28 protein-coding genes, 1 tRNA gene and 1 other RNA gene are annotated in these 22772 nt (G+C 56.4%); 13 read left to right on the top strand and 17 right to left on the bottom strand.

What is annotated here, in order from left to right; all coding sequences use genetic code 11:
• Positions 1–72: 72 nt before the first annotated feature.
• Genes IPJ12_07015 through IPJ12_07000 form a run of 4 tightly spaced genes read right to left on the bottom strand, consistent with a single transcriptional unit; the run spans position 73 to position 2069 of the window.
• Positions 73–735: a BON domain-containing protein gene (locus IPJ12_07015; GenBank protein MBK7646899.1), complete on the bottom strand. Its 663-nt coding sequence runs from the start codon at positions 733–735 to the stop codon at positions 73–75.
• The gene (locus IPJ12_07010) at positions 732–1322 is read right to left on the bottom strand and encodes a phosphoheptose isomerase (GenBank protein ID MBK7646898.1); all 591 of its coding nucleotides are present in this window, start codon (positions 1320–1322) and stop codon (positions 732–734) included. The genes IPJ12_07015 and IPJ12_07010 overlap by 4 nt, the downstream gene beginning before the upstream one ends.
• A gap of 41 nt (positions 1323–1363) precedes the next feature.
• Positions 1364–1729: an HIRAN domain-containing protein gene (locus IPJ12_07005; protein ID MBK7646897.1), complete on the bottom strand. Its 366-nt coding sequence runs from the start codon at positions 1727–1729 to the stop codon at positions 1364–1366.
• The gene (locus tag IPJ12_07000; GenBank protein MBK7646896.1) at positions 1707–2069 is read right to left on the bottom strand and encodes a YraN family protein; all 363 of its coding nucleotides are present in this window, start codon (positions 2067–2069) and stop codon (positions 1707–1709) included. Before IPJ12_07000 ends, IPJ12_07005 begins: the two co-directional genes overlap by 23 nt.
• Before the next feature lie 10 nt (positions 2070–2079).
• Between IPJ12_07000 and rsmI the strand changes: the two genes are divergently transcribed.
• On the top strand, positions 2080–2913 hold the full coding sequence (rsmI, locus tag IPJ12_06995; GenBank protein MBK7646895.1) for a 16S rRNA (cytidine(1402)-2'-O)-methyltransferase: 834 nt from the start codon (positions 2080–2082) through the stop codon (positions 2911–2913).
• Positions 2914–3091: 178 nt separating this feature from the next.
• On the top strand, positions 3092–3589 hold the full coding sequence (locus IPJ12_06990) for a PEP-CTERM sorting domain-containing protein (GenBank protein MBK7646894.1): 498 nt from the start codon (positions 3092–3094) through the stop codon (positions 3587–3589).
• A gap of 119 nt (positions 3590–3708) precedes the next feature.
• Here the strand turns inward: IPJ12_06990 and IPJ12_06985 are convergent, their stop codons facing one another.
• Complete coding sequence (locus tag IPJ12_06985; protein MBK7646893.1) at positions 3709–4431, bottom strand: zinc permease; 723 nt, start codon at positions 4429–4431, stop codon at positions 3709–3711.
• Between the two features lie 142 nt (positions 4432–4573).
• On the opposite strand from IPJ12_06985, the gene pyrC reads away from it, so the two are divergent.
• From pyrC to IPJ12_06970, 3 genes are read left to right on the top strand one after another with little or no spacing between them, the layout of a single operon-like run.
• Positions 4574–5605 (top strand): dihydroorotase, encoded by a 1032-nt coding sequence (gene pyrC / locus IPJ12_06980; protein ID MBK7646892.1) that lies wholly within the window; start codon positions 4574–4576, stop codon positions 5603–5605.
• Between the two features lie 10 nt (positions 5606–5615).
• A complete protein-coding gene (locus IPJ12_06975; protein MBK7646891.1) occupies positions 5616–6053 on the top strand; it encodes a hypothetical protein in 438 nt (145 codons plus the stop codon).
• A gap of 8 nt (positions 6054–6061) precedes the next feature.
• Positions 6062–6844 carry a DUF3025 domain-containing protein gene (locus IPJ12_06970; GenBank protein ID MBK7646890.1) on the top strand — a complete coding sequence of 261 codons (783 nt, stop codon included), beginning with the start codon at positions 6062–6064 and terminating at the stop codon, positions 6842–6844.
• On the opposite strand, the gene infA is transcribed toward IPJ12_06970, so the two are convergent.
• The 3 genes from infA to leuA all read right to left on the bottom strand — a co-directional run bounded on the left by infA (position 6841) and on the right by leuA (position 9971).
• Positions 6841–7098 carry a translation initiation factor IF-1 gene (gene infA, locus IPJ12_06965; protein MBK7646889.1) on the bottom strand — a complete coding sequence of 86 codons (258 nt, stop codon included), beginning with the start codon at positions 7096–7098 and terminating at the stop codon, positions 6841–6843. The two genes, IPJ12_06970 and infA, sit on opposite strands and share 4 nt — an antisense overlap.
• A 30-nt stretch (positions 7099–7128) precedes the next feature.
• The gene (locus tag IPJ12_06960; GenBank protein MBK7646888.1) at positions 7129–8010 is read right to left on the bottom strand and encodes a transglutaminase family protein; all 882 of its coding nucleotides are present in this window, start codon (positions 8008–8010) and stop codon (positions 7129–7131) included.
• 266 nt (positions 8011–8276) lie between these two features.
• Positions 8277–9971 (bottom strand): 2-isopropylmalate synthase, encoded by a 1695-nt coding sequence (gene leuA / locus IPJ12_06955; GenBank protein MBK7646887.1) that lies wholly within the window; start codon positions 9969–9971, stop codon positions 8277–8279.
• A 131-nt stretch (positions 9972–10102) separates the two neighbouring features.
• Here leuA and IPJ12_06950 point away from each other — a divergent pair, with 131 nt between their 5' ends.
• Positions 10103–10564 (top strand): Lrp/AsnC family transcriptional regulator, encoded by a 462-nt coding sequence (locus IPJ12_06950; GenBank protein MBK7646886.1) that lies wholly within the window; start codon positions 10103–10105, stop codon positions 10562–10564.
• Positions 10565–10577: 13 nt separating this feature from the next.
• Here IPJ12_06950 and IPJ12_06945 read toward each other — a convergent pair whose 3' ends face one another.
• On the bottom strand, positions 10578–11126 hold the full coding sequence (locus IPJ12_06945; GenBank protein ID MBK7646885.1) for a hypothetical protein: 549 nt from the start codon (positions 11124–11126) through the stop codon (positions 10578–10580).
• Between the two features lie 178 nt (positions 11127–11304).
• Here IPJ12_06945 and rnpB point away from each other — a divergent pair.
• Positions 11305–11687: RNase P RNA component class A (rnpB, locus tag IPJ12_06940), an RNA gene on the top strand.
• 10 nt (positions 11688–11697) lie between these two features.
• On the opposite strand, the gene IPJ12_06935 is transcribed toward rnpB, so the two are convergent.
• The 4 genes from IPJ12_06935 to IPJ12_06920 form a co-directional block, all read right to left on the bottom strand.
• On the bottom strand, positions 11698–12870 hold the full coding sequence (locus IPJ12_06935; GenBank protein MBK7646884.1) for a VWA domain-containing protein: 1173 nt from the start codon (positions 12868–12870) through the stop codon (positions 11698–11700).
• Positions 12871–13716 carry a MoxR family ATPase gene (locus IPJ12_06930; protein ID MBK7646883.1) on the bottom strand — a complete coding sequence of 282 codons (846 nt, stop codon included), beginning with the start codon at positions 13714–13716 and terminating at the stop codon, positions 12871–12873. It abuts the gene before it with no gap.
• Between the two features lie 104 nt (positions 13717–13820).
• Entirely contained in the window at positions 13821–14291 is a 471-nt protein-coding gene (locus IPJ12_06925) for a hypothetical protein (GenBank protein MBK7646882.1), read from the bottom strand.
• Positions 14291–14599: a hypothetical protein gene (locus IPJ12_06920; protein MBK7646881.1), complete on the bottom strand. Its 309-nt coding sequence runs from the start codon at positions 14597–14599 to the stop codon at positions 14291–14293. Before IPJ12_06920 ends, IPJ12_06925 begins: the two co-directional genes overlap by 1 nt.
• 169 nt (positions 14600–14768) lie before the next feature.
• On the opposite strand from IPJ12_06920, the gene IPJ12_06915 reads away from it, so the two are divergent.
• From IPJ12_06915 to arfB, 5 genes are all read left to right on the top strand, one after another.
• A complete protein-coding gene (locus tag IPJ12_06915; protein ID MBK7646880.1) occupies positions 14769–15926 on the top strand; it encodes a class I SAM-dependent methyltransferase in 1158 nt (385 codons plus the stop codon).
• 52 nt (positions 15927–15978) lie between these two features.
• Positions 15979–16365 carry a hypothetical protein gene (locus IPJ12_06910; protein ID MBK7646879.1) on the top strand — a complete coding sequence of 129 codons (387 nt, stop codon included), beginning with the start codon at positions 15979–15981 and terminating at the stop codon, positions 16363–16365.
• A 7-nt stretch (positions 16366–16372) separates the two neighbouring features.
• A complete protein-coding gene (locus IPJ12_06905) occupies positions 16373–16873 on the top strand; it encodes an RNA polymerase sigma factor (protein MBK7646878.1) in 501 nt (166 codons plus the stop codon).
• Positions 16870–17679, top strand: a complete 810-nt coding sequence (locus tag IPJ12_06900; protein MBK7646877.1) for an anti-sigma factor — start codon at positions 16870–16872, stop codon at positions 17677–17679. The genes IPJ12_06905 and IPJ12_06900 overlap by 4 nt, the downstream gene beginning before the upstream one ends.
• Positions 17680–17914: 235 nt before the next feature.
• Positions 17915–18316 (top strand): aminoacyl-tRNA hydrolase, encoded by a 402-nt coding sequence (gene arfB, locus IPJ12_06895; protein ID MBK7646876.1) that lies wholly within the window; start codon positions 17915–17917, stop codon positions 18314–18316.
• Positions 18317–18346: 30 nt separating this feature from the next.
• Here arfB and IPJ12_06890 read toward each other — a convergent pair whose 3' ends face one another.
• The 4 genes from IPJ12_06890 to IPJ12_06875 all read right to left on the bottom strand — a co-directional run bounded on the left by IPJ12_06890 (position 18347) and on the right by IPJ12_06875 (position 20692).
• Complete coding sequence (locus tag IPJ12_06890; GenBank protein ID MBK7646875.1) at positions 18347–18598, bottom strand: transcriptional regulator; 252 nt, start codon at positions 18596–18598, stop codon at positions 18347–18349.
• 455 nt (positions 18599–19053) lie between these two features.
• Entirely contained in the window at positions 19054–20172 is a 1119-nt protein-coding gene (locus IPJ12_06885; protein ID MBK7646874.1) for a cyanophycinase, read from the bottom strand.
• Between the two features lie 136 nt (positions 20173–20308).
• Positions 20309–20581, bottom strand: coding sequence for a methyl-accepting chemotaxis protein (locus IPJ12_06880; GenBank protein MBK7646873.1), 273 nt, complete (start codon positions 20579–20581; stop codon positions 20309–20311).
• Positions 20582–20615: 34 nt separating this feature from the next.
• Positions 20616–20692: transfer RNA gene (locus IPJ12_06875), tRNA-Ile, on the bottom strand.
• 213 nt (positions 20693–20905) lie between these two features.
• Here IPJ12_06875 and IPJ12_06870 point away from each other — a divergent pair.
• A complete protein-coding gene (locus tag IPJ12_06870) occupies positions 20906–22318 on the top strand; it encodes a tyrosine-type recombinase/integrase (GenBank protein MBK7646872.1) in 1413 nt (470 codons plus the stop codon).
• Positions 22319–22772 lie beyond the last annotated feature (454 nt).

Genomic DNA, 22772 nt, shown 5'->3' with positions numbered 1-22772 from the left:
GCTCATCTTTCGCACTTTGGCAGAATCAAGCCCGCAGCCCTGCGACTTGCAGGGTGCGGTCAACCCGAAAATTCAGCGATTTTCGACAGGTGCGCTGGCTGGCGGCGGGTTGCGTGCGCCTAGCGTCTCGTTGTCAATGCGGCGGGTGTCGTCTTCGCCGATGATTTCCATCAAGTTGACGACCTTCTTGACGCCGGCGGTAGTCCGCGCGACATCAACGGCCACCTTGGCTTCGCGAGTATTGACGATGCCCATCAGATGGACGATGGCGCGTTCGGTGACGACCTTGATATGGTTGGCGGAGAGCTGGTTGGAGTCGACCAAGCGAGCCTTGACCTTGGAGTCGATGTAGGAGTCGGTGCTACGGCTACCCAACGAAGATACCGGACCGATACCCAGTTCGTTGTATACCTCGCGAACGCCATCAACCTGTCGGGTTGTCGCTTCAATGGCCGACTTCGCTTCCTCGTTCGGTACCTCGCCGGTAATCAGTACGCGGTGATTGTAGGAGGTGAAATTGGTGTGTGAAAACGACTTGTATTGATCCGGCACGTGCTGGCCAGCTTTCCATTCAGTGGTCTCGTCGTCAGCCTGCGTGCCGGTGCTGCGACGGTCATGGGCTGACATGACACCAACGGCAGCGCCGCCGATAAGGGCTGGAACGCAGCCCTGAAGCATTGGTAAAACGGTAATGAACGCCGCAACGGCGAGGGTGAGCTTGGCTTTTTGCATCATTCGACTCCCAATAAAAGTGCATCGATACCATCGCACAGGCAATGGATGACGAGCAGGTGGGTTTCCTGGATTCGTGCCGTCCGGTCGGCCGGCACGCAAAGGTGAATATCGTCGTCGCGCAGCATTTCACCGATCTGACCGCCACCCTTGCCGGTCAGTGCAATGACGTGCATGTCGTGCTCGTGCGCAGATTTGATCGCTTCGATGATATTGGCCGAATTGCCGGACGTGGAAATCGCCAGCAGGACGTCGCCGGCGTGGCCAAGACCGCGCACCTGGCGGGCAAAAATCTGGCTGAAGGAATAGTCATTGGCGACTGCGGTGATGATCGAGGTATCGGTCGTCAGTGCAATGGCAGCCAGTTCCTGGCGCTCGGCTTCAAAACGCCCGATCAGTTCCGCGGAGAAATGCTGAGCGTCTCCCGCTGAGCCGCCGTTGCCGCAGGCGAGAATCTTGCCGCCGTTGATCAGGCAATTGGTCATTGTCTCGATGGCGGCGGCGATGGGGGCAGCCATCATTTCGATGGCGTTCAGCTTGGTGTGGGCGCTGTCCTCAAAGTGCTTGGCAACGCGAGCGATCAAATCCATATTGTTCAAGGGGTTGGGGCTATAAGTAAAAGCATTCTACCTCACAGCTCGGCGAAGACTTCGAATGCCAGTCGTTGCCATGGATTTTTATTGTCGCTTAGTGACGACACGCGAGCCGTCAGGGCGTCGCCGGCATCCATGGCACCAGCTACGGCACGATTTTGCGCGCGTGGTACGTAACCCAGTTTATTGCCGCGCCATTCAACGCGGATCGCGTTGCGGTCGTGTCTGTTGTCCGGTTCGCGGATCAGTACCAACGGATCGCCAACCTTGATTTCCGTCCAGAAGTCGCCTAATGCGTAATACTGGCTACCGGCCAACGGCGAATTCTGCACAAGCACGCGCACACTTTCGGCGTGTACGGCTGTCAGCCAGAGTGCCAGACTAATCGTCAGCAGCAAACGCATTCTTGATCCATTCCAGTTGCTCGCCATCAATCAGGATGCAATCGAAACGGCAATCGCAGTCGGGTTTTCCGAGCAGGTAATGTTGGGCGGCCAGTACGATGCGGCGGCGCTTGCTGGCTGTGATACTCGCCCCGGCCCCGCCGAAGTCGCTGCGACTGCGCTGGCGCACTTCAACGAAAACGAGCACCTTGCCATCGCGACAGATGAGGTCGATTTCGCCGCCACGAATTCGAAAATTTCGCGAAATTACCCGTTGACCGCGGGATTCGAGATAACGGCCAGCCCGCTCTTCGGCTTCGCGGCCGCGCGTGGTGGTGGTATCGTTGGTCTTTGCCTGCATGCTGAGAAAAATGACGGAAGAATCCGCCGCATTGTATGTCGTCCCGACCCCGCTCGGGAATCTTGCCGATTTGACCCGTCGTGCCGAAGAAGTCCTGCGCACCGTGCCCTGGATTGCCGCCGAGGACACACGTCACAGTGGCCCCCTGCTCAAGCAACTTGGCGCCCAGGGGCGGACGATTCCGGCGCATCAGCATAATGAACACGAAGCCGCCGTGCGTATTATTGAAAAGCTGCATGCGGGCGAATCGGTTGCGTTGATCTCAGATGCCGGCACGCCCGGTATTTCCGATCCCGGCGCCCGGATTGTCGCCGCCGTTCGCGCTGCCGGCTGCAAAGTCATTCCGCTACCCGGCCCCTGTGCTGCCACCACTGCGCTTGCTGCGTCGGGGCTGCTCGACGAACACTTCCTGTTTTACGGATTTTTGCCATCGAAGGGTGGGCAGCGTCGGCAGGCGCTGGAGGGGCTGCGCGAGTATCCCTGCGCCTTGGTCTTTTACGAAGCGCCACATCGTGTGCTGGAAACCGTTGAGGATATGGCCACTGTCTTCGGTGACCGAACCTTGGTCATTGCACGGGAATTGACCAAGCTTTTCGAATCGATCCACTCGTTGCCGTTGACCGCAGCACTCGATTGGCTGAAGGCAGATTCAAACCGGCAACGCGGCGAGTTTGTCCTGATGCTGTCCGGCGCATCGCCCGAGGCCGACAGCGGAGAGGGGGAGCGCGTCCTTAAGCTGATGCTGGCTGAAGGCTTGCCGGTCAAACAAGCTGCCAAGCTGGCTTCGCAGATTACCGGTATGGCAAAAAATACACTTTATGAGCGTGCGCTGGCGTTGAAATAACAAAACTGGCGATCTATTCCTGAGGCCGATTTTTTAATTGATTTTCTCAGAATAGATATTCCAATATCGTAAAATAGTCCGAACGGGCTAATGCCATCGTGATGAGGTCTTAGTAGTATCACCCCATAGCAAATGTTCTTGGTAAAGCGGTATATCCAAGCCAGTAATTTCTTTTGATATGGTGACTATTATGACCAAGACCCTGAGTAAAGTTTGCCTCGCGCTTCTCATGTCCAGCGGCATTATGACGGCTCAAGCTGCCAACCTCGGCACGCTGACCAGTGACGCCTCGTTTGCGGATGTTCTGGCCAAAAACCAGAACGATATCCTTAGTAAGGTATTCAATTTCACCATTGATTCTGGCTACACAGCTACTGTGAAGCTTGACAACATCGGTAGCAGCCTGATTTTTGAGCAAGCAAATCTGAATACCAAGGTGAGCGGTGGTTGGACGAGCGCTTCCGATAGCACGCTGAACGATGGCCTGTTTGGCGCCATTGGTCCTGGCAAGTACAAGCTTCAGTTCATGTTTGACAGCGCAAAGGGAGGTGCCGATACCCGCCTTTTCTCCGGCCTGATCAGTGTTTCTGCTGTTCCGGAGCCTGAGTCCTATGCCATGTTCCTGGCTGGCCTAGGTATCATCGGTGCCATTGCCCGTCGTCGTACGCAACGCTAAAAGCTCAACGTTGTTATAAAAAAGGTCGCTGCGGCGGCCTTTTTTTGCATTGATGATCCTGCCGCCTGCCTTTTTACAGGCTATTACCGGGGCGGTCTGTGCTGCTTTTGGCGCTGGGATCAGCCTTGGCCGAGTAGCTGGATGCTCCAGAAGGCCAAGAAGCCGCCAAATAACACCAATGTCGAGACAGGTTTTTCTTCAACGGCATGGGCTTCCATCAATAATTCTTCAGTAACCAGATAGAGCAGGGCGGCTGCGCTGAATGCCAGTACGCCCCCGATCAGTGCCGGAGATGCGCCGGAAAGCAGCGAATTGCCGATCAGCGAAAAACAGAGAACAGTGCCACCCAAGGCGCCGGATACGGCAACAATACGCCACCCGGAAACGGCCTCTGAGGCCAGTGCCAGACCAAGAAAAAGCAATTCCACCGACAAACCGAGTGCGAGGATCATGCCTGTGTTGCCGCCGGCGGCGAAGCCGGCGCCGATAATGAAACCATCCATGGCAACGTCAATGAAGGTGGCCAGTAGCAAGCCACTATTCAGTCCGCCTGTCATTCCGGCGGCTTCAGCATGATGTTCGAGGCGTATGGTCCACAGTTTCAAACCGTACATGAAGAGGCTGCCCAGGGCGAAAGCGCTGATGAGAATCAAGCCGGGGGCATGTTCGCGTTCAATTTCGGGGAGTAATTCAACGGCCAGTGCTGCCAGTACGACCCCCGCAGCAAAATGCTGGATTAGACTCCTGGTCGGCTGAGATGGGCTCCAGAGCGAGGCGAGAAAGCCGCCGGCAAGTGCAACCAGGGCGGGAATCGCCATGATCAACAGGTTATGGGTGTCCATCGGCAATGAGACCATTCAAGTTGGGTAAGGCAGACATCATATAAGCCGCATGTCGAGGTGGCGAGCGCTTTTCCTTTGCCCAATCTACAGCGATGTTAGCGGGCTCCCTGTTAAAATTCGATAAATTGCCTCGAGACACGCCATGCAAATCATCATTACCCGCCCTGACGACTGGCATCTTCACCTCCGTGACGGTGAGGCACTGGGCTCCGTCTTGGCCCATACCGCCGCGCAGTTTGGTCGCGCCATCGTCATGCCCAATCTCAAGCCGCCGGTGACTACCGTTGAACAGGCTGCTGTCTACCGCGACCGCATCGTTGCCGCGCTGCCCGAGGGGGCTAGTTTCGAGCCTCTGATGACGCTGTACCTGACCGACAACACACCCGCCAGCGAAGTGACCAAGGCCGCAGCGTCGGGTTTCGTCAATGCGGTCAAGCTGTACCCGGCTGGTGCGACAACCAATTCAGATGCTGGGCTGACCGATATTGCCAAGGCTTACGATACGCTGGCTGAAATGGAGCGCGTCGGCCTGCCGCTGCTCGTCCATGGAGAGGTCACTGATCCGAAGATCGATCTCTTTGACCGCGAGAAGGTGTTCATTGACACGGTGCTTTTGCCTCTGACCCTGCGCTTTCCAAAACTGAAGGTGGTCATGGAGCACATTACAACCAAAGATGCTTCCGAATTTGTTGCAAATTCGCCGTTGACCGTAGCAGCCACCATTACTGCCCATCATCTGCTTTACAACCGCAATGCCATCTTTCAGGGCGGCATACGTCCGCACTGGTATTGCCTGCCGGTGCTGAAGCGCGAATCGCATCGCGAGGCGCTGGTTGCAGCGGCCACTTCCGGCAATCCGAAATTCTTTCTCGGTACCGATTCGGCGCCGCATGCCAGGCAGACCAAGGAGGCTTCCTGTGGTTGTGCTGGTTGCTATACGGCCTACGCGGCGCTGGAGTTGTATGCCGAGGCCTTCGAGCAGGCCGGGGCTCTCGACAAGCTGGAGGCCTTTGCCAGCTTCAATGGCCCTGACTGGTATGGCCTGCCGCGCAATACCAGCAAGGTAAAGCTGCTTAAACAGGACTGGATCGTTCCTGCTGATTACCCGTATATCAGTACCGATACCATTGTTCCGCTGCGTGCAGGTGAAACGCTGTCCTGGAAAATGATCTGAGGAAAACATCATGCGTTTGCGCCACATCTTCCTGTCTTTGCTGGCTGCCCCGCTGCTTACTGCCTGCGTGAATGATGCTGCAACGTATGAAATAGACAATACTCGCGAGCATGTCTTGTCGCTGATTCGTGAGCAGCCGTATTTCTGGGATAGCAAGGTTGAGCTCTATCTGGTGGTTTCCCGAATGCCGGCCTGCATGCGTCGGCACAGTCTCGGGGCAGCGACCGCAAACACCAGGGTCGAGATTTATCAGGTGCCTTCAGGTGCCTTCATCGTCAAGGCGGGCAAGAAAATGTGGGCTACCGAAACCCAAACTTGCGTCAATTTCGCCAAGATGGACGGTGAGCCCGCCGAGGGCATGGGCACCTTGATGGGCACTTTCCGGGTCAGGAAGGGCGAGCTGGTTTTCGTCAAGGAAGAGAAAGACGAAGCGCCCGCCGAGGAGTAAGCGCTCTCTTGCTTTACGCATCTCCCTTGTTTGATCCGCTGCGGCGGTGCCTTGACCTTCTGCCGGAGCGGCCGGATGCGCAGGCTGTGGCCGAGTTGGCCAAAAATTTTCCGATTCACACTGCAAATGGCCGACGTGTCAGCTTTATTCCACCGCCCCAGGATGGGCTGATTTACGAGTGCCGGATATGGGAAAGCGGAGAGGTCGCAACGCGGCTGGATAACTGGCATGACTTCTTCAACGCACTGGTCTGGATGCAGTTTCCCAAGACCAAGATTGCCATCAGTGCTGCCCACATGCGTGCCATGCAGGCGCCGGGTGAAACGCGGAATACCGTGCGCGATGTGCTTACCCACTTCGATGAGTGCGGGATCGTCGTGCTGTCCAGTCAGAGTGAACTGCTCGATTTGCTGCGCCAGTTTCGCTGGAAAGAGCTTTTCGTCGAACGTCGCGCTGAGGTGATTCGTTGCATGCGCTTCATCATCTTTGGCCACGCAACTTATGAACTGGCGCTTAAGCCATTTCGTGGCCTGACAGCCAAGGCTGTGCTTTACCCTGTCGCTGAAGACTGGCTATCAATGCCGATGCAGGCGCAGCTCGAAGCAGTCGATGGCATGTTAGCCACTGATTTGGTCAGTGGCCGCTATACCCGACCGCGCGATTTTCAACCGCTGCCGTTGCTGGGGATTCCGGGGGCGACGCCGGATAATGAAAATCCGGCGTATTACGACGATACTTGGCAGTTCAGGCCGGGACGCCGCGGCAAGCCGGGCGCCGGGGCGACTGCTTAGTAGCGACGGCGCTGCGGGGCTGGGGCGCCGCGGTTTTCAATGTGACGGAAAGTGATACGGCCCTTGGTCAGGTCGTAAGGCGACAGTTCAAGTGTTACCTTGTCGCCGAGCAGGATACGGATGTGGTTTTTCTTCATCTTGCCGGCGGTGTAGGCAATCATCACGTGACCGTTTTCCAGCGTTACGCGGAAACGACCGTCCGGAAGGACGTCTTCTACGACGCCTTGCATTTCAAGTAGTTCTTCTTTTGCCAAGTGTTCTTCTCCAGTAATCGAAAATAATGCTCAGGGGGTAACGACTGCAGCGGCATCGGTGGACAATGCCTCATGCCTGTGGCGCGGTAGTTCCCACGGTTGGCCGGTTTCTGTAATCGCAGAAATGGCGATCACCGGCGGCGGTGACAGCACGCCACCGAATATTGTAGCGAAAGATACATCCGCTGCGTCGCGTCCCGTTGCCAAACGGACGAACCCCATCGGAATTGCCGTACCTGAGGGATCAAACAGATACCAGCGGTCGCCAAGGAATACTTCGACGTAGGCATGGAAATCGGTCGGACCCAGCGCCGGATCAGCGCCGTAGTCGATGCCTGTGGTAAATCGGGCCGGGATGTTGAGGGCGCGGCAGATGGTGATCATCAGGTGCGCGAAGTCGCGGCAGACGCCAACGCGATCAATCAGGGTATCAAGTGCCGCCGTGGTTGAGCTGCTAGTATTCCCCTTGAAGGAGACATGTTTGTTAACCCAGTTGCGAATCGCCTCGACCCGACGGTAGCCTTTGGGAAGGTGTCCGAATTCACTCATCGCCAGCGCCGCCAGTCGGTCTGACTGACAGTAGCGACTCGGGTAAATATAGGTCAGCGCCGATAGCGGGAGTCGGGCGATAGGCGTTTCCTGAATCAAGTCAGGAAGATCGACCTGATGCTTGATGTCCAGTGTCGCCTTGTAGCTGATATGCAGTGGGCCAGGTGCGCCAGTCAGGCGCAGGTAGCGCGTGCAGGTGGACGGATCGGTCTGGATGGTGTGCGGCACCTGCTGGCTGACCACGAGCTGTTCGCTGACGATGGTCTGGCTGGCAGTTTTGGCTGCATGAATATTGAATACGAAATCTGCGCCTTGAAACCCCAGTTCATAGTGAAGATCAATTGCGAACTGGATGCGGACCATTTATTTCCCCAAAGTTATGGCGTCCAGAGATCCGGGTGTCCGGAAGCGCTGGGGCCAACAATAAAACAGCGCTTTGCGACGGGGAAATGATGACTTCAGCGTGCCAAAATACATGAATTGGCGGTGCGGCAGAGGGACGGCATTTACGCGGGCAGAACGACGAATCCTGAATCTTACGCGCCGATCTTTCTTGTGGCAAGCGGAAATGCTGAAAATCGCCGAATATTCAATCCCTTGCCATGTTTTGGCAAGGGACTGAAAGTGGGTCAGGCGGCTTGTTGTTGTGGTTGGCGAATCTGCGATGAGCCGAGGCGATTGACGCCACTGAGCAAGGCCTTGATTGATGCAGTGACGATATTGCTGTCGACCCCGACACCGTAGCATTCGCCACTGTTCTTGCCTGCTATTTCCATGAAAGCACATGCCCGGGCATTCCCATCTTCTCCCATCGGCACCATTGAGCGTTCCTCATAGCTGCGTACCTGAATGTTGATGCCGGCACTCTGGAGGGCGTGGACCGCCGCATTGATCGGACCGTTACCCTCTCCGGTCAGGATGTGTGGCATACCGTCAATCTCGATGTTCAGGCGAATACCCTGATTGTGCCCCTGCTCAAAGAGATGGTGCTCGCGATAATGAATGGGTGACGTTGCGTCGAGGTAGGTTTTGGCGAACATGGCCCAGATGCCATCGGCACTTACTTCGCCGCCGTGAGCATCGGTGTGTTGCTGGACGACGCCAGAGAATTCGACCTGAAGGCGGCGTGGCATGACGATGCCGTGCTCGGCTTCCATCAAGTAGGCGATACCCCCTTTGCCCGACTGGCTATTGACGCGGATGACCGAGTCATAACTGCGGCCGAGGTCGGCGGGATCGATCGGAAGGTAAGGCACTGACCATTGCTCATCCGCCTTTTGAGCAGAGAACCCCTTCTTGATGGCGTCCTGGTGGGAGCCGGAGAAGGCCGTGAATACGAGATCACCGACGTAAGGATGACGAGGGTGGATCGGGAGCTGGCTGCAGTGTTCGAAGGTGCGGGCAACGGCATTGATATCCGAGAAATCGAGTCCAGGATGGACGCCTTGCGTGTACATGTTGAGGGCGAGGGTGACGAGGTCGACATTACCTGTGCGTTCGCCATTGCCGAAGAGGCAGCCTTCGACACGGTCTGCACCGGCCATGAGGCCGAGTTCGGCGGCTGCGACTGCCGTGCCACGGTCGTTGTGCGGGTGGAGACTGATGATGACGCTGTCACGGCGAGCAAGATTGCGGTGCATCCATTCGATCTGGTCGGCGTAGATGTTGGGCGTGGCGATCTCCACCGTCGTCGGGAGGTTGAGGATGACTTTACGCTCCGGCGTGGCTCCCCAAGCTTCGGTAACGGCGTCACAGACTTCCTTGGCGAAATCGAGTTCGGTGGCGGTGAAGAGTTCCGGGCTGTATTCGAGGGTGATCTCCGTTTCCGGCATGGCGTCAGCCTGTGCCTTAATGAGCTGGACGGCATCCACAGCCATCCGCACGACTTCGGCCTTGCTCATGCCGAAGACATTGTCGCGGAAGGTCTTGCTGGTGGCGTTATAGACGTGGACGATGGCCTTCTTCGCACCCTTGAGCGACTCGAAAGTGCGACGAATGAGGTGTTCGCGCGCCTGAGTGAGGACTTCTATGGTGACATCATCGGGAATGTGGCCGCCCTCGATGAGGCTACGCACAAAGCCGAACTCGGTTTCGGAGGCAGAGGGGAAGGCAATTTCGATTTCCTTGAAGCCGATATTGCAAAGCATCTTGAACATGCGCATTTTCTTTTCGGCGTTCATTGGCTCGAAAAGCGACTGGTTGCCATCGCGAAGGTCGGTGCTCATCCAGATCGGCGGCTTGGTGACGATGCAGTTTGGCCACTGGCGCACGTTGAGTTGTATCGGCGGGAAGGCAGTGTATTTGGTGGCTGGCTGGGCGATCATGGCAGGCTCCGAAGAATGTTTTACGATGACGAAATATTAGGCCAAAGCGAGCGACAGATGATTGCGAATATGCCTATAAAAAATAACTAATATGGCAGATAATTGCTTAATAATTATTTATTGAGCAATTTATGGAATTTGATCGCTACGATCGAGAAATTCTTGCCATCCTGCAGGACGATGGACGCATCAGCAATCAGGATCTGGCTGATCGAATCGGCTTGTCGCCATCGCCTTGTTTGCGTCGCGTGCGGATGCTGGAGGAGTCTGGCTTGATTACCGGATACCGTGCCCTGCTGGATGCGAAAAAACTGGGGCTTTCCTTGATGGCACTGATAGGAATTTCGATGGATGTGCATACCCCAGAGCGATTTGCCAACCTGGAGGCAAACATTGCGGGGATTCCGGAGGTACTTGAGTGCCTGCTGATTACCGGCCAGCAGTCGGATTACCTGCTCAAGGTCGTGGTTTGCGATATGGACGGTTATCAGGATCTGCTGCTCAACAAAATCACCCGAATTACGGGGGTGACAGGTGTTCACACCAGTTTTGTGCTCAGGAAGGTGCTATACCGGACCGCCTTGCCGGTCTAGGGGCACAACAAGGCTAGTCGCGCACGCGTTCGAAGAGCATCGAGACGCTATCGTCGATTTGCTCAGTGTGATGTGTTGGCAAAGGCTGCGATTGGGTGAAGTAGGTGTCCCATTGCAAGTCAGTCAGCGTTAATTCATGGACTGACGTGGCACGGCGCTCCTGCGCTCGACGGCGTTCCGTAAAGCCAAGCGGAGCACCCTGGTTGCGCTTGCGCCGGTCAATACGTTTGCGTCTTTCAGCGCTGTCGTTGAGCGGTAAATGCAGGTCTGCGGGGAGTTCGGCGCCGTGTACCATCAGCAAATGTACGATCCCCATATGATGTCCTTTGGCAGCCATCCGGATTGGACCACCGGGACCTTGGCCATTGGGGGCGTTGATGTTGGCGCCATGTTTGATCAGCGTTTCTACAATGCTGGCGTGTCCCTTGAAGCATGCAGTTCTGAGCGGTAATCCCGGGTCGCCGTGCATGTCCGCTTCTTCAATATCTGCGCCATGCTCGATAGCGACATTAACCGCCTGGATGTCGGCGCGTTCGATAGCTCGTCTTAGTGCGCTGTGCATAGTGAAGTCCAACCTGATTGTGGCCATGTTGCCGAAAAAACTGAATTGACTTGATCATATCCACGGGATCCGAATTTTGTTGTTAAATGTTTCACGAACGCCGGAAGTCGGCGCCGAATGAACGAGCTTGTGCTTTATGGGGCGGCATTTGCATCGAGCCGCGTATAATCCGCCCCGGAAAGTCGGCCAGGCAATCGCTGGATACGAAAGTATCGGGAGGAAAGTCCGGGCTCCATTGGGCAGGATGCCAGTTAACGACTGGGTGCTATACGGTCGCAAGACCCAAGGCAACGGAAAGTGCAACAGAAAATAAACCGCCGATGGCCCCGCAAGGGGATCAGGTAAGGGCGAAACGGCGAGGTAAGAGCTCACCGCGCTGGCGGTAACGTTCAGCGGCATGGCAAACCCCATCCGGAGCAAGACCAAATAGGGAAGCTGAGGCGTGGCCCGCGCTGCTTCCGGGTAGGTTGCTTGAGCCTGTCGGTGACGGCAGGCCTAGAGGAATGATTGCCGAACCTCGCAAGAGGGGAACAGAACCCGGCTTATCGGCCGGCTTTCCACTGAATTCTGCTTATTTTGACAGGCTGCGCATGGCGCGCTCCAGGCCGTCGATGGTCAAGGGGAACATCCGCTCGCCGAGTAGTTGGCGAATCATGGTGATGGAGGGCGTGAAATTCCAGTGTGCTTCGGCGATCGGGTTCAGCCAGACGGCGCGTGACCACGTGTTCACCATGCGCTCCAGCCAGACAGCACCCGCTTCCTCGTTCCAGTGTTCGACGCTGCCCCCCGGGCGGGCGACTTCGTAGGGGCTCATGCTGGCATCGCCGACGAAGATCAGCTTGTAGTCGGGGCCGTAGGTGTGAATAAGGTCCCAGGTTGACAGTTTCTCATTGTGGCGCCGGCGATTATCCTTCCAGATGCCTTCATAGACACAATTGTGAAAGTAGAAATGTTCGAGGTGCTTGAATTCGGTGCGCGCTGCTGAAAAGAGTTCCTCGCAGGCCTCGATGTGATCATCCATCGAGCCGCCAATATCCAGAAAGAGCAGCACCTTGATGGCGCTGTGGCGTTCCGGGCGTAACTGAAGATCGAGCCAGCCGCCGTTGCGCGCGGTGCCGGCAATTGTGCCATCCAGGTCAAGTTCGGTTGCTGCGCCCTTGCGGGCGAATTGGCGCAGCCGACGCAGCGCGACCTTGATGTTGCGTACGCCGAGATCAAGCGAGTCGTCGAGATTGCGGAACTCGCGTTGATCCCAGACCTTGATCGCCGTCCGGTTGCCGACTGATTCGCCACCGATACGGACGCCTTCCGGGTTATAACCGCCGTGCCCGTAGGGCGAGGTGCCGGCGGTGCCAATCCATTTACTGCCGCCAGCATGACGTTCCTTCTGCTCGGCCAGGCGCTCCTTCAGCTGCTCGAATATTTTTTCGTAGCTCAGTTTCTGTAGCCGAGCCCGGTCGGTTTCCGACAAGTGGCGGCGTGCCGCCAGTTCGAGCCATTCTTCTGGCACCAGGGCATCGAAGCCCGGCAGCGCCTCGATACCTTTAAAATATTCGCCGAAGGCACGGTCAAAGCGGTCGTACAGGGCTTCATCCTTGACTAGCAGGGCGCGCGACAGCAGGTAGAAATCGTCAAGGCTGCCGCTCACCAGACGCGCTTCCAGCGCCTCGAGTAGCGACAGCAGCTCGTTGGTCGAGACCGGCAGCTGCCTGGCTTTAAGGTGGAGGAAGAAATCGACCAGCATTTAAGGTTGCTTGCGACGCGCCATGAATGCTAGACGTTCAAAGAGATGAACATCCTGCTCGTTCTTGAGCAAGGCGCCGTGCAGTGGCGGGATGGCGTCCTTCGCTTCCTTGGCGCGCAGGGCTTCCGGCGGGATGTCTTCGGCTAGAAGCAGTTTTAGCCAGTCGATCAGTTCGCTGGTGGATGGCTTTTTCTTCAGGCCGGGCACGTCGCGCAGATCAAAAAACACCTCCAGCGCTTCCTTGAGCAACTCGTGCTTGAGGACAGGAAAATGCACGGCGACGATGCGCTGCATGGTCTCCTTGTCCGGGAACTTGATGTAGTGGAAGAAGCAGCGACGCAGGAAGGCGTCCGGCAACTCCTTTTCGTTGTTCGACGTGATGATGATCAGTGGGCGGTGTTTGGCCTTGATGGTGCGATGAAGCTCGTAGCAATGAAATTCCATGCGGTCGAGTTCTCGCAACAGGTCGTTGGGAAACTCGATGTCGGCCTTGTCGATTTCGTCGATAAGCACGACCGATGGCTCATCGCATTCGAAGGCCTGCCACAGCACGCCGTGAACGATGTAATGGCCAATGTCCTCGACGCGCGGATCACCCAGTTGCGAGTCGCGCAATCTGGAGACGGCATCGTATTCATACAGGCCCTGCTGTGCCTTGGTGGTTGATTTGATGTGCCACTGGAAGAGCGGCATGTTCAACGCTCGCGCTACTTCTTCGGCGAGCAGGGTTTTGCCGGTGCCCGGTTCGCCCTTGATGAGCAGGGGGCGTTGCAGGGCGATGGCGGCGTTGACCGCCAGGGTCAGGTCGCGGGTGGCGACGTAGGTTTCGGTGCCTTCGAATTTCATGGGTGGGCTTTCGTCAAGCGCAGTGAATTGCGTCTGATTGTAAGACGAAAGCCGCTATCTGAATTGAGTCGCCATGACGCGTAGGGAACGGATTCCTTGCCGGCTTATTCCTGCGATTCCCTGACAATTTTCCATTCATCGCCTTCCCGGACGATCAGCAGGGTTTTCGGGCGGGCAATTTCGCGATAACTGCCGGATGCATAGTCCTGCCGAAAACTTGCCTTGAACTGTCGCTGATCGACACGCTCGATCTTGAGGTCGTTTATCTTGAGGTCGATCGCTGCGCCCGTTGCCAGCTTATTCTGTCTTGCAGTAATCCATGCATCTCGTGAGTTGCCATCAGAAGGGGAGAATCCGGTGCCATAAGCCTTCAAATAGCCACCGATGTCGCGGCTTTGCCAAGCGCTGCGCCATTCTTCCACCAGTTGGCCAACCTGTTGCTCGTCCGGGATTTTCGGTGCGGCGGTAATACTCGCCCGGGCCGGCATTACTTCGGGTTGTTGTGTTTCGATGGGGTGAACGGCGACTGGCTGGGTCGTTACCGCAGGTGCGTGCTGGTTGTTTGCCAAGCCCATTACGCCGGCCCCAGCATCGCCGAGAGCAGCGCTGTGAGAAGCAGTGTGATTGCTCCAAATCCGTGTCCGGATGGTGTCGGCATTGTGCCTGGCGTCGCTGCTTGCTCGTGCGTCAATTCGGGTTCGCCCAGCGCTGCTTGCAACTGGTCAAGGCGTCGCGCCATTGCCAGTTGGCTTTTTTTTCCAAGTGTTGAGGTGCGCGGCTGCGTAATCATTGGCCTGGGCGCAGGCATCTGCGCGCCACTAGCGAAAAAACGCGAGGCAGATTCAATGGTATTGCCGGAAATGAAACTGCTTGAAATGGCCACTTGGCAGATCCTGTCAGTGAGAGTTACGAAGGCAGCGCTAACTTGTTGTCATTGTGGTGGCGGGTGGCGATTTCACGGGTCGAATATTTCACAAAGATTCGAATTTCGCGAGGTCTGGCATCTGCCGTGCCACGCCGATAAAGTGATCCTTCTGCCCTACAATGCCGCCATGAATAGCTCAACATTTCCTGTGCTGGCCTGGATGGAAGGAGGCGGGACGAAAAATGCCCGCTGGCGCTCCGAAGCGGGGTTGCCGCCTCATGCCCAAGTCGTTGTGGTCGACGACAAACTGAATGCCGATGCGGCTTGGCGAATAGCGTGCGCGGGCAACGCCATGCTCTGGCGAGGCGACTGGCAGAATGCTCGCCGCCTGCTTCAGGCTATGAGTCAGCGGGCTGATCGCCGGCCGCGTGCCGGTAGCCAACAGGCACCGAACACGCCGGCCGAGGCATTTGATCAGCATCGCCTGCGCCAGGGGAGGCGGGCGCAGGCGCTCGCCATGTTGCTGGTCCCGCTGCGTGCTGATTATGTGATCCCACTACGCCGGGCGCAGGATGTCAGGCAGGCTTGTATCGAGGCTTACGGGCCGCCAGGTGATGAGGATTCGGTGGTGTCGCTTCGTGAGCTGCTGGCGGTGGTCAGCGCTCACGAATGGCGCAAGAAAGGCGTGCCGGTACCGGCGGTGCAGGGGCGCATCTATCCGCATTACGCTGTATTTTCGCCAGTACGTGGCGAGTATGTCGATCTCGTTGCGACGGCGCCGCTGCCGGCGGGCTGTGAACTGGCCTTCGACATCGGGACCGGCTCCGGCATCATCGCTGCGGTGCTGGCCCGACGTGGCGTCAAGCAGGTGATTGCCACCGATCAGGATGAGCGGGCGCTGGCCTGTGCTTTCGAAAACATCGAAAAACTCCGGTTGACCGCAGCAATCACCCTTTTGAAGGCCGATTTGTTCCCCGAGGGCCGGGCGCCGCTGGTGGTGTGCAATCCGCCGTGGGTGCCGGCGCAGCCAACGTCGCCGATCGAATACGCCGTCTATGATCCGGCGTCGCGTATGTTGCGCGGTTTTCTTGGCGGGCTGGCCGAGCACCTGACACCGGACGGCGAGGGCTGGCTGATTATTTCCGATATCGCCGAACATTTGGGCCTGCGTTCGCGGGATGAATTGCTTGACTGGATAAAGTCGGCCGGCCTGAAAGTCATCGCTCGCCTGGATACCCGACCAAAGCATCCGAAGGCACAGGATGCGGGCGATCCGCTGCATGCCGCGCGGGCGGCCGAGGTGACCTCATTGTGGCGCCTCGCTCGCCTTGATGGAATAAATTGAAGATGCTCTCCGTATACGTGGGTGTAGCGCCCCAAATCCAACGGAGATCATCATGAAAATCAAAAATCTGCTTCTCGTCCTGGCCGTATCGACAACTCTGGCGGCCTGTTCTGGCTACGGCAGGCACGCTGCGTCGCCCGCCATGGTTTCCGGCGACATGCTCACCGGCAGCAACGGCATGACACTTTACGTCTTTGACAAGGATGCAGCCGGAAGCGGCAAGAGCATGTGCAACGGCCCATGCGCCACCAACTGGCCACCGCTGTTCGCGATGGATGGCGACACGGCGAGCGGCGACTACAGCATCGTCAATCGCGATGATGGCAAGAAGCAGTGGGCCTTCAAGGGCAAGCCGCTTTACCACTGGGCCAAGGACATGAAGGCCGGCGACAAGACGGGTGACGGCTTCAATAACGTCTGGCATGTCGCCAAACCATAAATAGCCAATGGACAGCCGCGCGATACTCGCCGAAATGCCTCGCCTGCGTCGTTATGCGCGGGCGATGCTGGGTGAACGTGCGGCAGCAGACGATCTCGTGCAGGACACGCTTGAACGCGCTTGGGGTCGGTTTTCGCAATGGCGGGCGGGGAGCGATCTGCGGGCCTGGCTGTTCAGCATCATGCACAACCTGCGCGTTGATCAGCTACGCCGTGGCGTGTTGCCGACGCATTCGCTCGATGAGGATGCCTGCGATGTTCCGACGCGTGCCACCCAAACCGATCAACTTGAAGTGATGGACCTTGAATCTGCTCTTCGCCAACTCCCCGACGACCAGCGCGAAGTGCTGCTGCTCGTCGCACTGGAAGAAATGAGTTACGCCGACATTGCTGGAACGCTGGGAATTCCGATCGGCACCGTCATGTCCCGCCTGTCGCGTGGGCGGGAGCGGCTGCGCCAGATCATGGACGGTCGCCAGATTGGTGCCAACCTGAGGGTCGTGCGATGAGCCCGCTCAATATCACTGAAGATGACCTGCACGCCTACGTTGATGGCGCATTGACGGCGGAGCGTCGGGCCGAGGTCGAGGCTTATCTCGCCGAATATCCGGCAGACGCTGCCCGCGCTCGCGCCTATCAGGCTCAGAACCAGGCGCTCAAGGCCTTGTTCAATTCGGTGCTTGACGAGGAGCTGCCGGACAATTTGCAGGCTTTGGCGGCTCAGCCGATGCTTGCTGCGGTCAACCGGAAAAAACAGCCGAATTTGAAATTTTTGCTGGCCCAACGGCTGGCCGCTGGTGTGCTCATCGCAGTTGTCAGCGGCATTGCCGGCTGGCTCGCCCATGGCCAATACCAGAGCACCGAGCATCTGGCCCAGACGGTGCCGCTCTTCAGGCAGGCGGCTGTTGCCCATGTGGTTTATAGCCCCGATGTCCGTCGTCCGGTTGAGGTGACTGGCGATCAGGAGGAGGCGCTCGTCAAGTGGCTGACCAAGCGACTGGGGACGCCGGTCAAACCGCCGAAACTCGGGGCGCTTGGCTACGAGATGGTTGGTGGTCGCCTGCTTCCCGGCAACGCAGGCCCAGTTGCCCAGTTCATGTATCAGGACGCCAGTGGCCAGCGCATGACCCTGTATGTCAGCACCGAAATTGCCGGCAAGCAGGAAACCGGCTTCCGCTTTGCCCGCGAAGGCCAGATCAACGTCTTTTACTGGGTTGACGAAAAATTTGGTTATGCCCTGTCGGCCAATATTGCCAAAGGCGAGCTGGCCAAGGTGGCAACGGCAGTCTATGACCAGCTGGACGCCAAAAAGTAAGTGACTCCCGATGCCAGGTGAAACGCCAAGGCTTCTGAATAGCTATTAGTAGAGCTGTTTTAGCGTCGCTATCTGCCCGGTGTTGACATTGAGTTCGCCTGGATGCGGGAACGTCCCGTCATTTGGCTCGAAGAGGGGCTTGGGAGACGGGGTTCAATATTGTCGGTTGCGGATAGTAAGATGCGATTGTCCGACATACTGTTTATCTCTCCCGCCTCTCGTCAGCGAAAACCCAATGGCCGTCCTTGTTCTGAATGAAAACGAAGTTGAATTTACGGCCATTCGAGCGCAGGGAGCAGGGGGGCAAAACGTCAACAAAGTGTCCAACGCGGTCCATTTGCGTTTCGATATTGCGGCGTCTACGCTGTCGGATCAAATCAAGGAAAAGTTGCTGGCCATGCGTGACCAGAGAATCAACAGCGACGGTGTCATCGTCATCAAGGCGCAAAAGCACCGCAGCCTTGAACGCAATCGGGAAGACGGTCTGGTGCGCCTGCGCGAGCTGATTGCATCAGCTGCTTTTGTTCCGATCTTGCGTCGGCCAACAAAGCCCAGCCGTAACGCTCAGAGAAAACGCATTGAAAGCAAGGTGAAGCGGGGCCTCGTTAAAATGCAGCGTGGCCGGGTTGACGAGTAAGGGCGAAAATCGGTCGATAAGACCGAATTTTTAGGTCTTGACGCCCGGCTTGCGACCCGGCGCGGCAGATGGCATATAGCCGGCGATCCGGCAGAACGTGCCCTCGGTCGGGACGCCATCCTTGAAAACGGTCATGCTGCAAGTGGATATGGCCTTTTGCGCCGACAATTCCTGCAGTGAGAGACGAACATCCGCCAAGGCAATCCCTGTACCCTTTGCGATTTCTGCGTCGAGCAATTGGCCGTGCTTTTTCAGGTGAGTGAGAATGGATTCGGTGTTCATATCGAGAACCTTTACTAAAAATACCGGTAAAAAACTGCTACTTCGAAATCGCTGCCTTTCGAAGTGCTTGCTGCCTTGAAACAACGGGCCAAGCCCCGAAAGAATTGGCTTCAGGGTTTGCTACGCTGGCTGGCCCGCAACGGCTTGAGCGTGCCTGACGAAGTATTGGGATCAAGCGATTTGCAGTGGAGGGATTTCATCAGAGATGATCGTCATCTCTCCGCGCGCCCAACCCAATATTATATTCCGAACTCGATATGGGGCCAATAGCCGTGCCTTGCATCCAACTTTCTGTTGGAAGTATTCGCCGCGTGGGAGTTTTTCGATCCGGCTGCACCCAGAAATGATTTGAAAGAGCCATAAAGGGCAATCCGGATGCTGTTGGGTTTGTACTTTCGCCGGGTTGTCTTACCCGACGAAAGTTTGTGCAATTGGCTGCAATCGTCCGGTCGTAGTCAGTAGAGGCTTCCTCCGTTGTTCTCCGAAGTCATTACCCCGTCATTCACGTGAAGCAGATAGTTGAAGGTTCGTCCGGCGGAGAGTTTGGTTACTTGTATGTTGGTAAAAGTGAACTGGGACGGTGCGATGTTGAGGACTGATGTCTTTCCGGCGCCAAGAATATAGGCCGAGCCGTTGACGCCCGGATTCGAGAGGATGACTGGCATCACCGGAAGTTGCGTCTTGGAATCGTTATATTCCAGCAATAGCGCGGTTTCCTGATCGACCCCAACCGCACGAGCATCTCCTGGCGCAGCCCAGCCGTCGGCAATAACTCGTCCAAGGAAGGCGGTCAGTCGACCCATTCGATCGCGGGTATCGAAGTGTGAGTCGGTCACCGTAGCGTTGAGGAGTGGAAACGGTGATGGTTCGTTGATGGGGTCACTGTCAGTCCAGAAGTCCTTGGCCAATGTCATGGCGTCGGTTTTGTAGGGATCGGCAAGTGCGTCAGCGGAGGTGATCGAATTCGGGGACGCAAGGTAATTGAATTCGCTGAGTATCATCATCCCCGCGCTGGTCCCACCGATGGGAATTCCGTGTTGCTTGACCTGTTCATGAACCAGACGTTCAAGGCGCGTTCCCTTCCAGGTGGCGTAATAGTCTCCTTGATCCCCGCCGGTTATCCAGATCGCTGCGGCGTTCTGGATATAGGAATCCAATTCGGGATCGTCGGCAGTTTCCCGTGTCGGAATGACCAGTGTCTGCACGGAGGCCAGTGCTCCCTGCTTGTTGATAAAGCTGTCATACGCGGGATTTCCGCGTACGCGAATGACCACAAAATTGCCCAGTTTGCTGGCGCCGCACTGATTGATTTTCTCGATCATCCACGAGAAAGCCTGCTTGACATCAGCTCCGCCGCCCATCAGCACGGCTGTTCGCGTCGGTAACTGCTCACATGGCAAGCCGACTACAGGTTTTCCCGATTGATAGGTACTTAGCTTTGATTTGTTGGCAGCATGCGCAGGATGAGAAGAGGCCATTACTGCAACGGTCATCACGCTCATACACACCGCTTGTCGAGGTGTCATGGCGAACAATTTTCTGGCGCAGGCAGTTAGCGGTAGAAATGAAAACATATTCATTTTTCCTTCGTGTTGTACGAAATGGGCAGGATGAGCTTCAAAGTACAACAGTAAATCAGGAGACAACGCTCTGCGCTACTCAGCAAATATAAATTCGCCGATCCATAAGGTTTCGGATCCGCCACAAGCGCTAATGTGCGATCCGGAATCGGGATGACATCGATTTCAGCAGTTCAGAAAGCTCGTTCATCCGCAAGGAGGCGCTTGCCACATTGCGGATGGATTGCGCGCTTTGATCGCTGCCCTGAGCAATCAACTCAATCTTGTTGGCGATATCTTTGGCAGATGCCGATTGCTCTGAAAGTGCGTAACCAGAGCACTTGGAGGAAGCGGTGCGGCTGAACCCGTTAAAGCGACTTCCAAAAAACGCGGTTGAACCTTGGTTGAGCCAAGGGAAAAACAAAGGGGTTACATTTCTGTAACCCCTTTTGTTTTTATGGTGGGCCCGCACGGACTTGAACCGTGGACCAAAGGATTATGAGTCCTCTGCTCTAACCAACTGAGCTACAGGCCCGAAAACTTTTCGGTGCTTGATAATTAACAATTTATTGTTAAATATCAATGTATTGCAAATTCGTGCGGGCTAATTTTGGCTCAACCTGCTTACCTCAATTAACCCCGATTTATCTCACTTTGCCTCAACTTAAAGGAGCCTATTGGGAGCCTGGTGCGGAGCCTGCTAAACTAGGCTTCGTTTTAACCGTTGGCAATTAGCAATAGGCACAAAGTGGAACCCAAGATTATAGCCCAACGCAACGCGAAAATCCCTATGTCGCCCGCGGTCGCGCGGGATGCCCCGTTACCACTTAAGGGGGACTATATTCTCTGGGACTCACGAACGCGATACTTAGGACTGCGCGTCAATGCTGGCGGCACAAAGGCTTGGATTGTGCAGAAGAAGCTCAGCGACTCTCCTTGCAAGTATAAGTTGGGCGATTTCCCCGACATGACTTACACGAAGGCATGTTCGTTGGTGGCCGACGTGGTCGCAAAGATAGCTAAAGGAATTGACCCAAATCTCGAGAAGCGCCAGCAAATACGCGAAACAAGCAAGATGCGCGCTGAAGAGTCTTTCACGGTCGCCAAGTGTCTGTATGAGTACATCGATGACAAATCGACTGGCGGCAATCCGCCAAAACCATTAACCACCCAGGATTGGAATCGGAGCCTGAACCGTATCGAGGCAGATGCCGTAGGCTCCCTTCCACTTGTGGCGCTGACCGGCAGTCATCTAGCGGATTATTACGATGCCGCAGCAAAGAAAGCTAAGCGCCACACAACGAACGGTGGCCGCACTCAAGCGGGTCGAGACCTGCGCTACCTGCGCGCAGCCTACAATTTCGGTGCGCTTAAGTATCAACTCAACGCTAAGGTGGGCAATCCGTTTGAGGAGCTCAACAAGCTCCGCAAGGGATGGTATGCCGTTCGCGCGAAGACTAACATTGTCGCTACAGTCGAAGGCGACCTAGCCAGCTGGTGGGTCGCGGTAGAGGGGCTTCGGCAACAAGTCAAGCCATGGGGCTCGAGGGACGTTATCGCTGATTACTTGCAGCTTGCTTTGCTGTGGGGTGGCCGGCGAGGCGAGACGATGTCGCTGACGTGGGACAACATAAATCTGAAGGATGGTATTGTCAGCATCTTCGCTGAGGATACGAAAAACAGTCTTAAGCATGTTTTCCCGCTGACTCGATACGCACGCTTGATACTGGAGCGGCGCTATGACATCAACGAGAAGCGAGCTGAGCCTTCTCCCTGGGTGTTTCCGTCGCACAAACTCAATCGGCAAGGAGTGCTGTCGCATATCGTTGCTACGAATAGCGCTGTAACGGCCGTTGTCAAAGCCTGCGGGCGCGACTTCTCGGAGCACGACCTCCGGCGCACGTTCGGTACGATTTTTAATGAGCTTGGTTTGGGTGATAAAAGCGTCCGCAAAGCGCTCAACCACGCGGCAGATGACACCGCATCGAAGTACTACATTCAAGCCCGCATCGCGAAGATTCGACCTATCTATCAGCAGTACGAAGATAACCTACTAGTCGAGGCTGGTGTAATCAAAGCGCCGATGCCTAAAATTGAGGTTAGCGGCGAGCAGTTCGCACAGTTCCAAGCCTGGCTTGCTGCGCAAGGCGCTTCTGGTTAGATGGATTGGCGAGCCCAGTGCTCATGAGCAGCTGAAGTTATAAGTGCAACACTAGAGCGCATGCATCTTCGATGTTGCCGAGCCGACATTTAGTCGAGTGGTAGGGAAGTCCGCAACCGGTCGCGAAAGGTTCGGATTCAACTATGGCAAGCGGTCAGTGAAATTACGCTTCCGGTAAGGCGCCACTCGCCACCGAGAGCGCTCGACCCAAAGCTGCCGCCGTAGCGGTTTCCCGATAGCGGCCAGTCAGCCAAACCCAGGTTTTTCGAATTGGAGTGCCACAAAGCGGCCATTGGCGAACTCACCCAATCGGCCACGAGCCGCCGGTCGAGGTCGCCATCAAATCTGAAGAGCGAGGGCATTGTCAGACCTCGCTCAATGACCGGTTTTCGGCGAGCAAATTGCCGGCGGTACTGCCTCAACCCGGCCACAAACGGCCTCTAAAAAAATCGCT

This window comes from Betaproteobacteria bacterium (assembly GCA_016709965.1).
Lineage (GTDB): Bacteria > Pseudomonadota > Gammaproteobacteria > Burkholderiales > Rhodocyclaceae > Azonexus > Azonexus amarohabitans.
Note: the sequence above shows the minus strand (reverse complement) of the source record. Positions and strands in the feature narration are given on the sequence as shown.

What these genes read in the sequence shown, in the direction of transcription:
- IPJ12_07005 (MBK7646897.1), bottom strand. Translation starts at nt 1,729, where the DNA reads ATGCGTTTGCTGCTGACGATTAGTCTGGCACTCTGGCTGACAGCCGTA.
- IPJ12_06905 (MBK7646878.1), top strand. Translation starts at nt 16,373, where the DNA reads ATGGACAGCCGCGCGATACTCGCCGAAATGCCTCGCCTGCGTCGTTAT.
- IPJ12_06890 (MBK7646875.1), bottom strand. Translation starts at nt 18,598, where the DNA reads ATGAACACCGAATCCATTCTCACTCACCTGAAAAAGCACGGCCAATTG.
- rsmI (MBK7646895.1), top strand. Translation starts at nt 2,080, where the DNA reads ATGACGGAAGAATCCGCCGCATTGTATGTCGTCCCGACCCCGCTCGGG.
- IPJ12_06910 (MBK7646879.1), top strand. Translation starts at nt 15,979, where the DNA reads ATGAAAATCAAAAATCTGCTTCTCGTCCTGGCCGTATCGACAACTCTG.
- IPJ12_06975 (MBK7646891.1), top strand. Translation starts at nt 5,616, where the DNA reads ATGCGTTTGCGCCACATCTTCCTGTCTTTGCTGGCTGCCCCGCTGCTT.
- leuA (MBK7646887.1), bottom strand. Translation starts at nt 9,971, where the DNA reads ATGATCGCCCAGCCAGCCACCAAATACACTGCCTTCCCGCCGATACAA.
- IPJ12_06915 (MBK7646880.1), top strand. Translation starts at nt 14,769, where the DNA reads ATGAATAGCTCAACATTTCCTGTGCTGGCCTGGATGGAAGGAGGCGGG.
- IPJ12_06945 (MBK7646885.1), bottom strand. Translation starts at nt 11,126, where the DNA reads ATGCACAGCGCACTAAGACGAGCTATCGAACGCGCCGACATCCAGGCG.
- IPJ12_06900 (MBK7646877.1), top strand. Translation starts at nt 16,870, where the DNA reads ATGAGCCCGCTCAATATCACTGAAGATGACCTGCACGCCTACGTTGAT.
- IPJ12_07015 (MBK7646899.1), bottom strand. Translation starts at nt 735, where the DNA reads ATGATGCAAAAAGCCAAGCTCACCCTCGCCGTTGCGGCGTTCATTACC.
- IPJ12_07010 (MBK7646898.1), bottom strand. Translation starts at nt 1,322, where the DNA reads ATGGATTTGATCGCTCGCGTTGCCAAGCACTTTGAGGACAGCGCCCAC.
- IPJ12_06960 (MBK7646888.1), bottom strand. Translation starts at nt 8,010, where the DNA reads ATGGTCCGCATCCAGTTCGCAATTGATCTTCACTATGAACTGGGGTTT.
- IPJ12_06935 (MBK7646884.1), bottom strand. Translation starts at nt 12,870, where the DNA reads ATGCTGGTCGATTTCTTCCTCCACCTTAAAGCCAGGCAGCTGCCGGTC.
- IPJ12_06985 (MBK7646893.1), bottom strand. Translation starts at nt 4,431, where the DNA reads ATGGACACCCATAACCTGTTGATCATGGCGATTCCCGCCCTGGTTGCA.
- IPJ12_06885 (MBK7646874.1), bottom strand. Translation starts at nt 20,172, where the DNA reads ATGTTTTCATTTCTACCGCTAACTGCCTGCGCCAGAAAATTGTTCGCC.
- IPJ12_06950 (MBK7646886.1), top strand. Translation starts at nt 10,103, where the DNA reads ATGGAATTTGATCGCTACGATCGAGAAATTCTTGCCATCCTGCAGGAC.
- IPJ12_06925 (MBK7646882.1), bottom strand. Translation starts at nt 14,291, where the DNA reads ATGGGCTTGGCAAACAACCAGCACGCACCTGCGGTAACGACCCAGCCA.
- pyrC (MBK7646892.1), top strand. Translation starts at nt 4,574, where the DNA reads ATGCAAATCATCATTACCCGCCCTGACGACTGGCATCTTCACCTCCGT.
- arfB (MBK7646876.1), top strand. Translation starts at nt 17,915, where the DNA reads ATGGCCGTCCTTGTTCTGAATGAAAACGAAGTTGAATTTACGGCCATT.
- IPJ12_06990 (MBK7646894.1), top strand. Translation starts at nt 3,092, where the DNA reads ATGGTGACTATTATGACCAAGACCCTGAGTAAAGTTTGCCTCGCGCTT.
- IPJ12_07000 (MBK7646896.1), bottom strand. Translation starts at nt 2,069, where the DNA reads ATGCAGGCAAAGACCAACGATACCACCACCACGCGCGGCCGCGAAGCC.
- IPJ12_06930 (MBK7646883.1), bottom strand. Translation starts at nt 13,716, where the DNA reads ATGAAATTCGAAGGCACCGAAACCTACGTCGCCACCCGCGACCTGACC.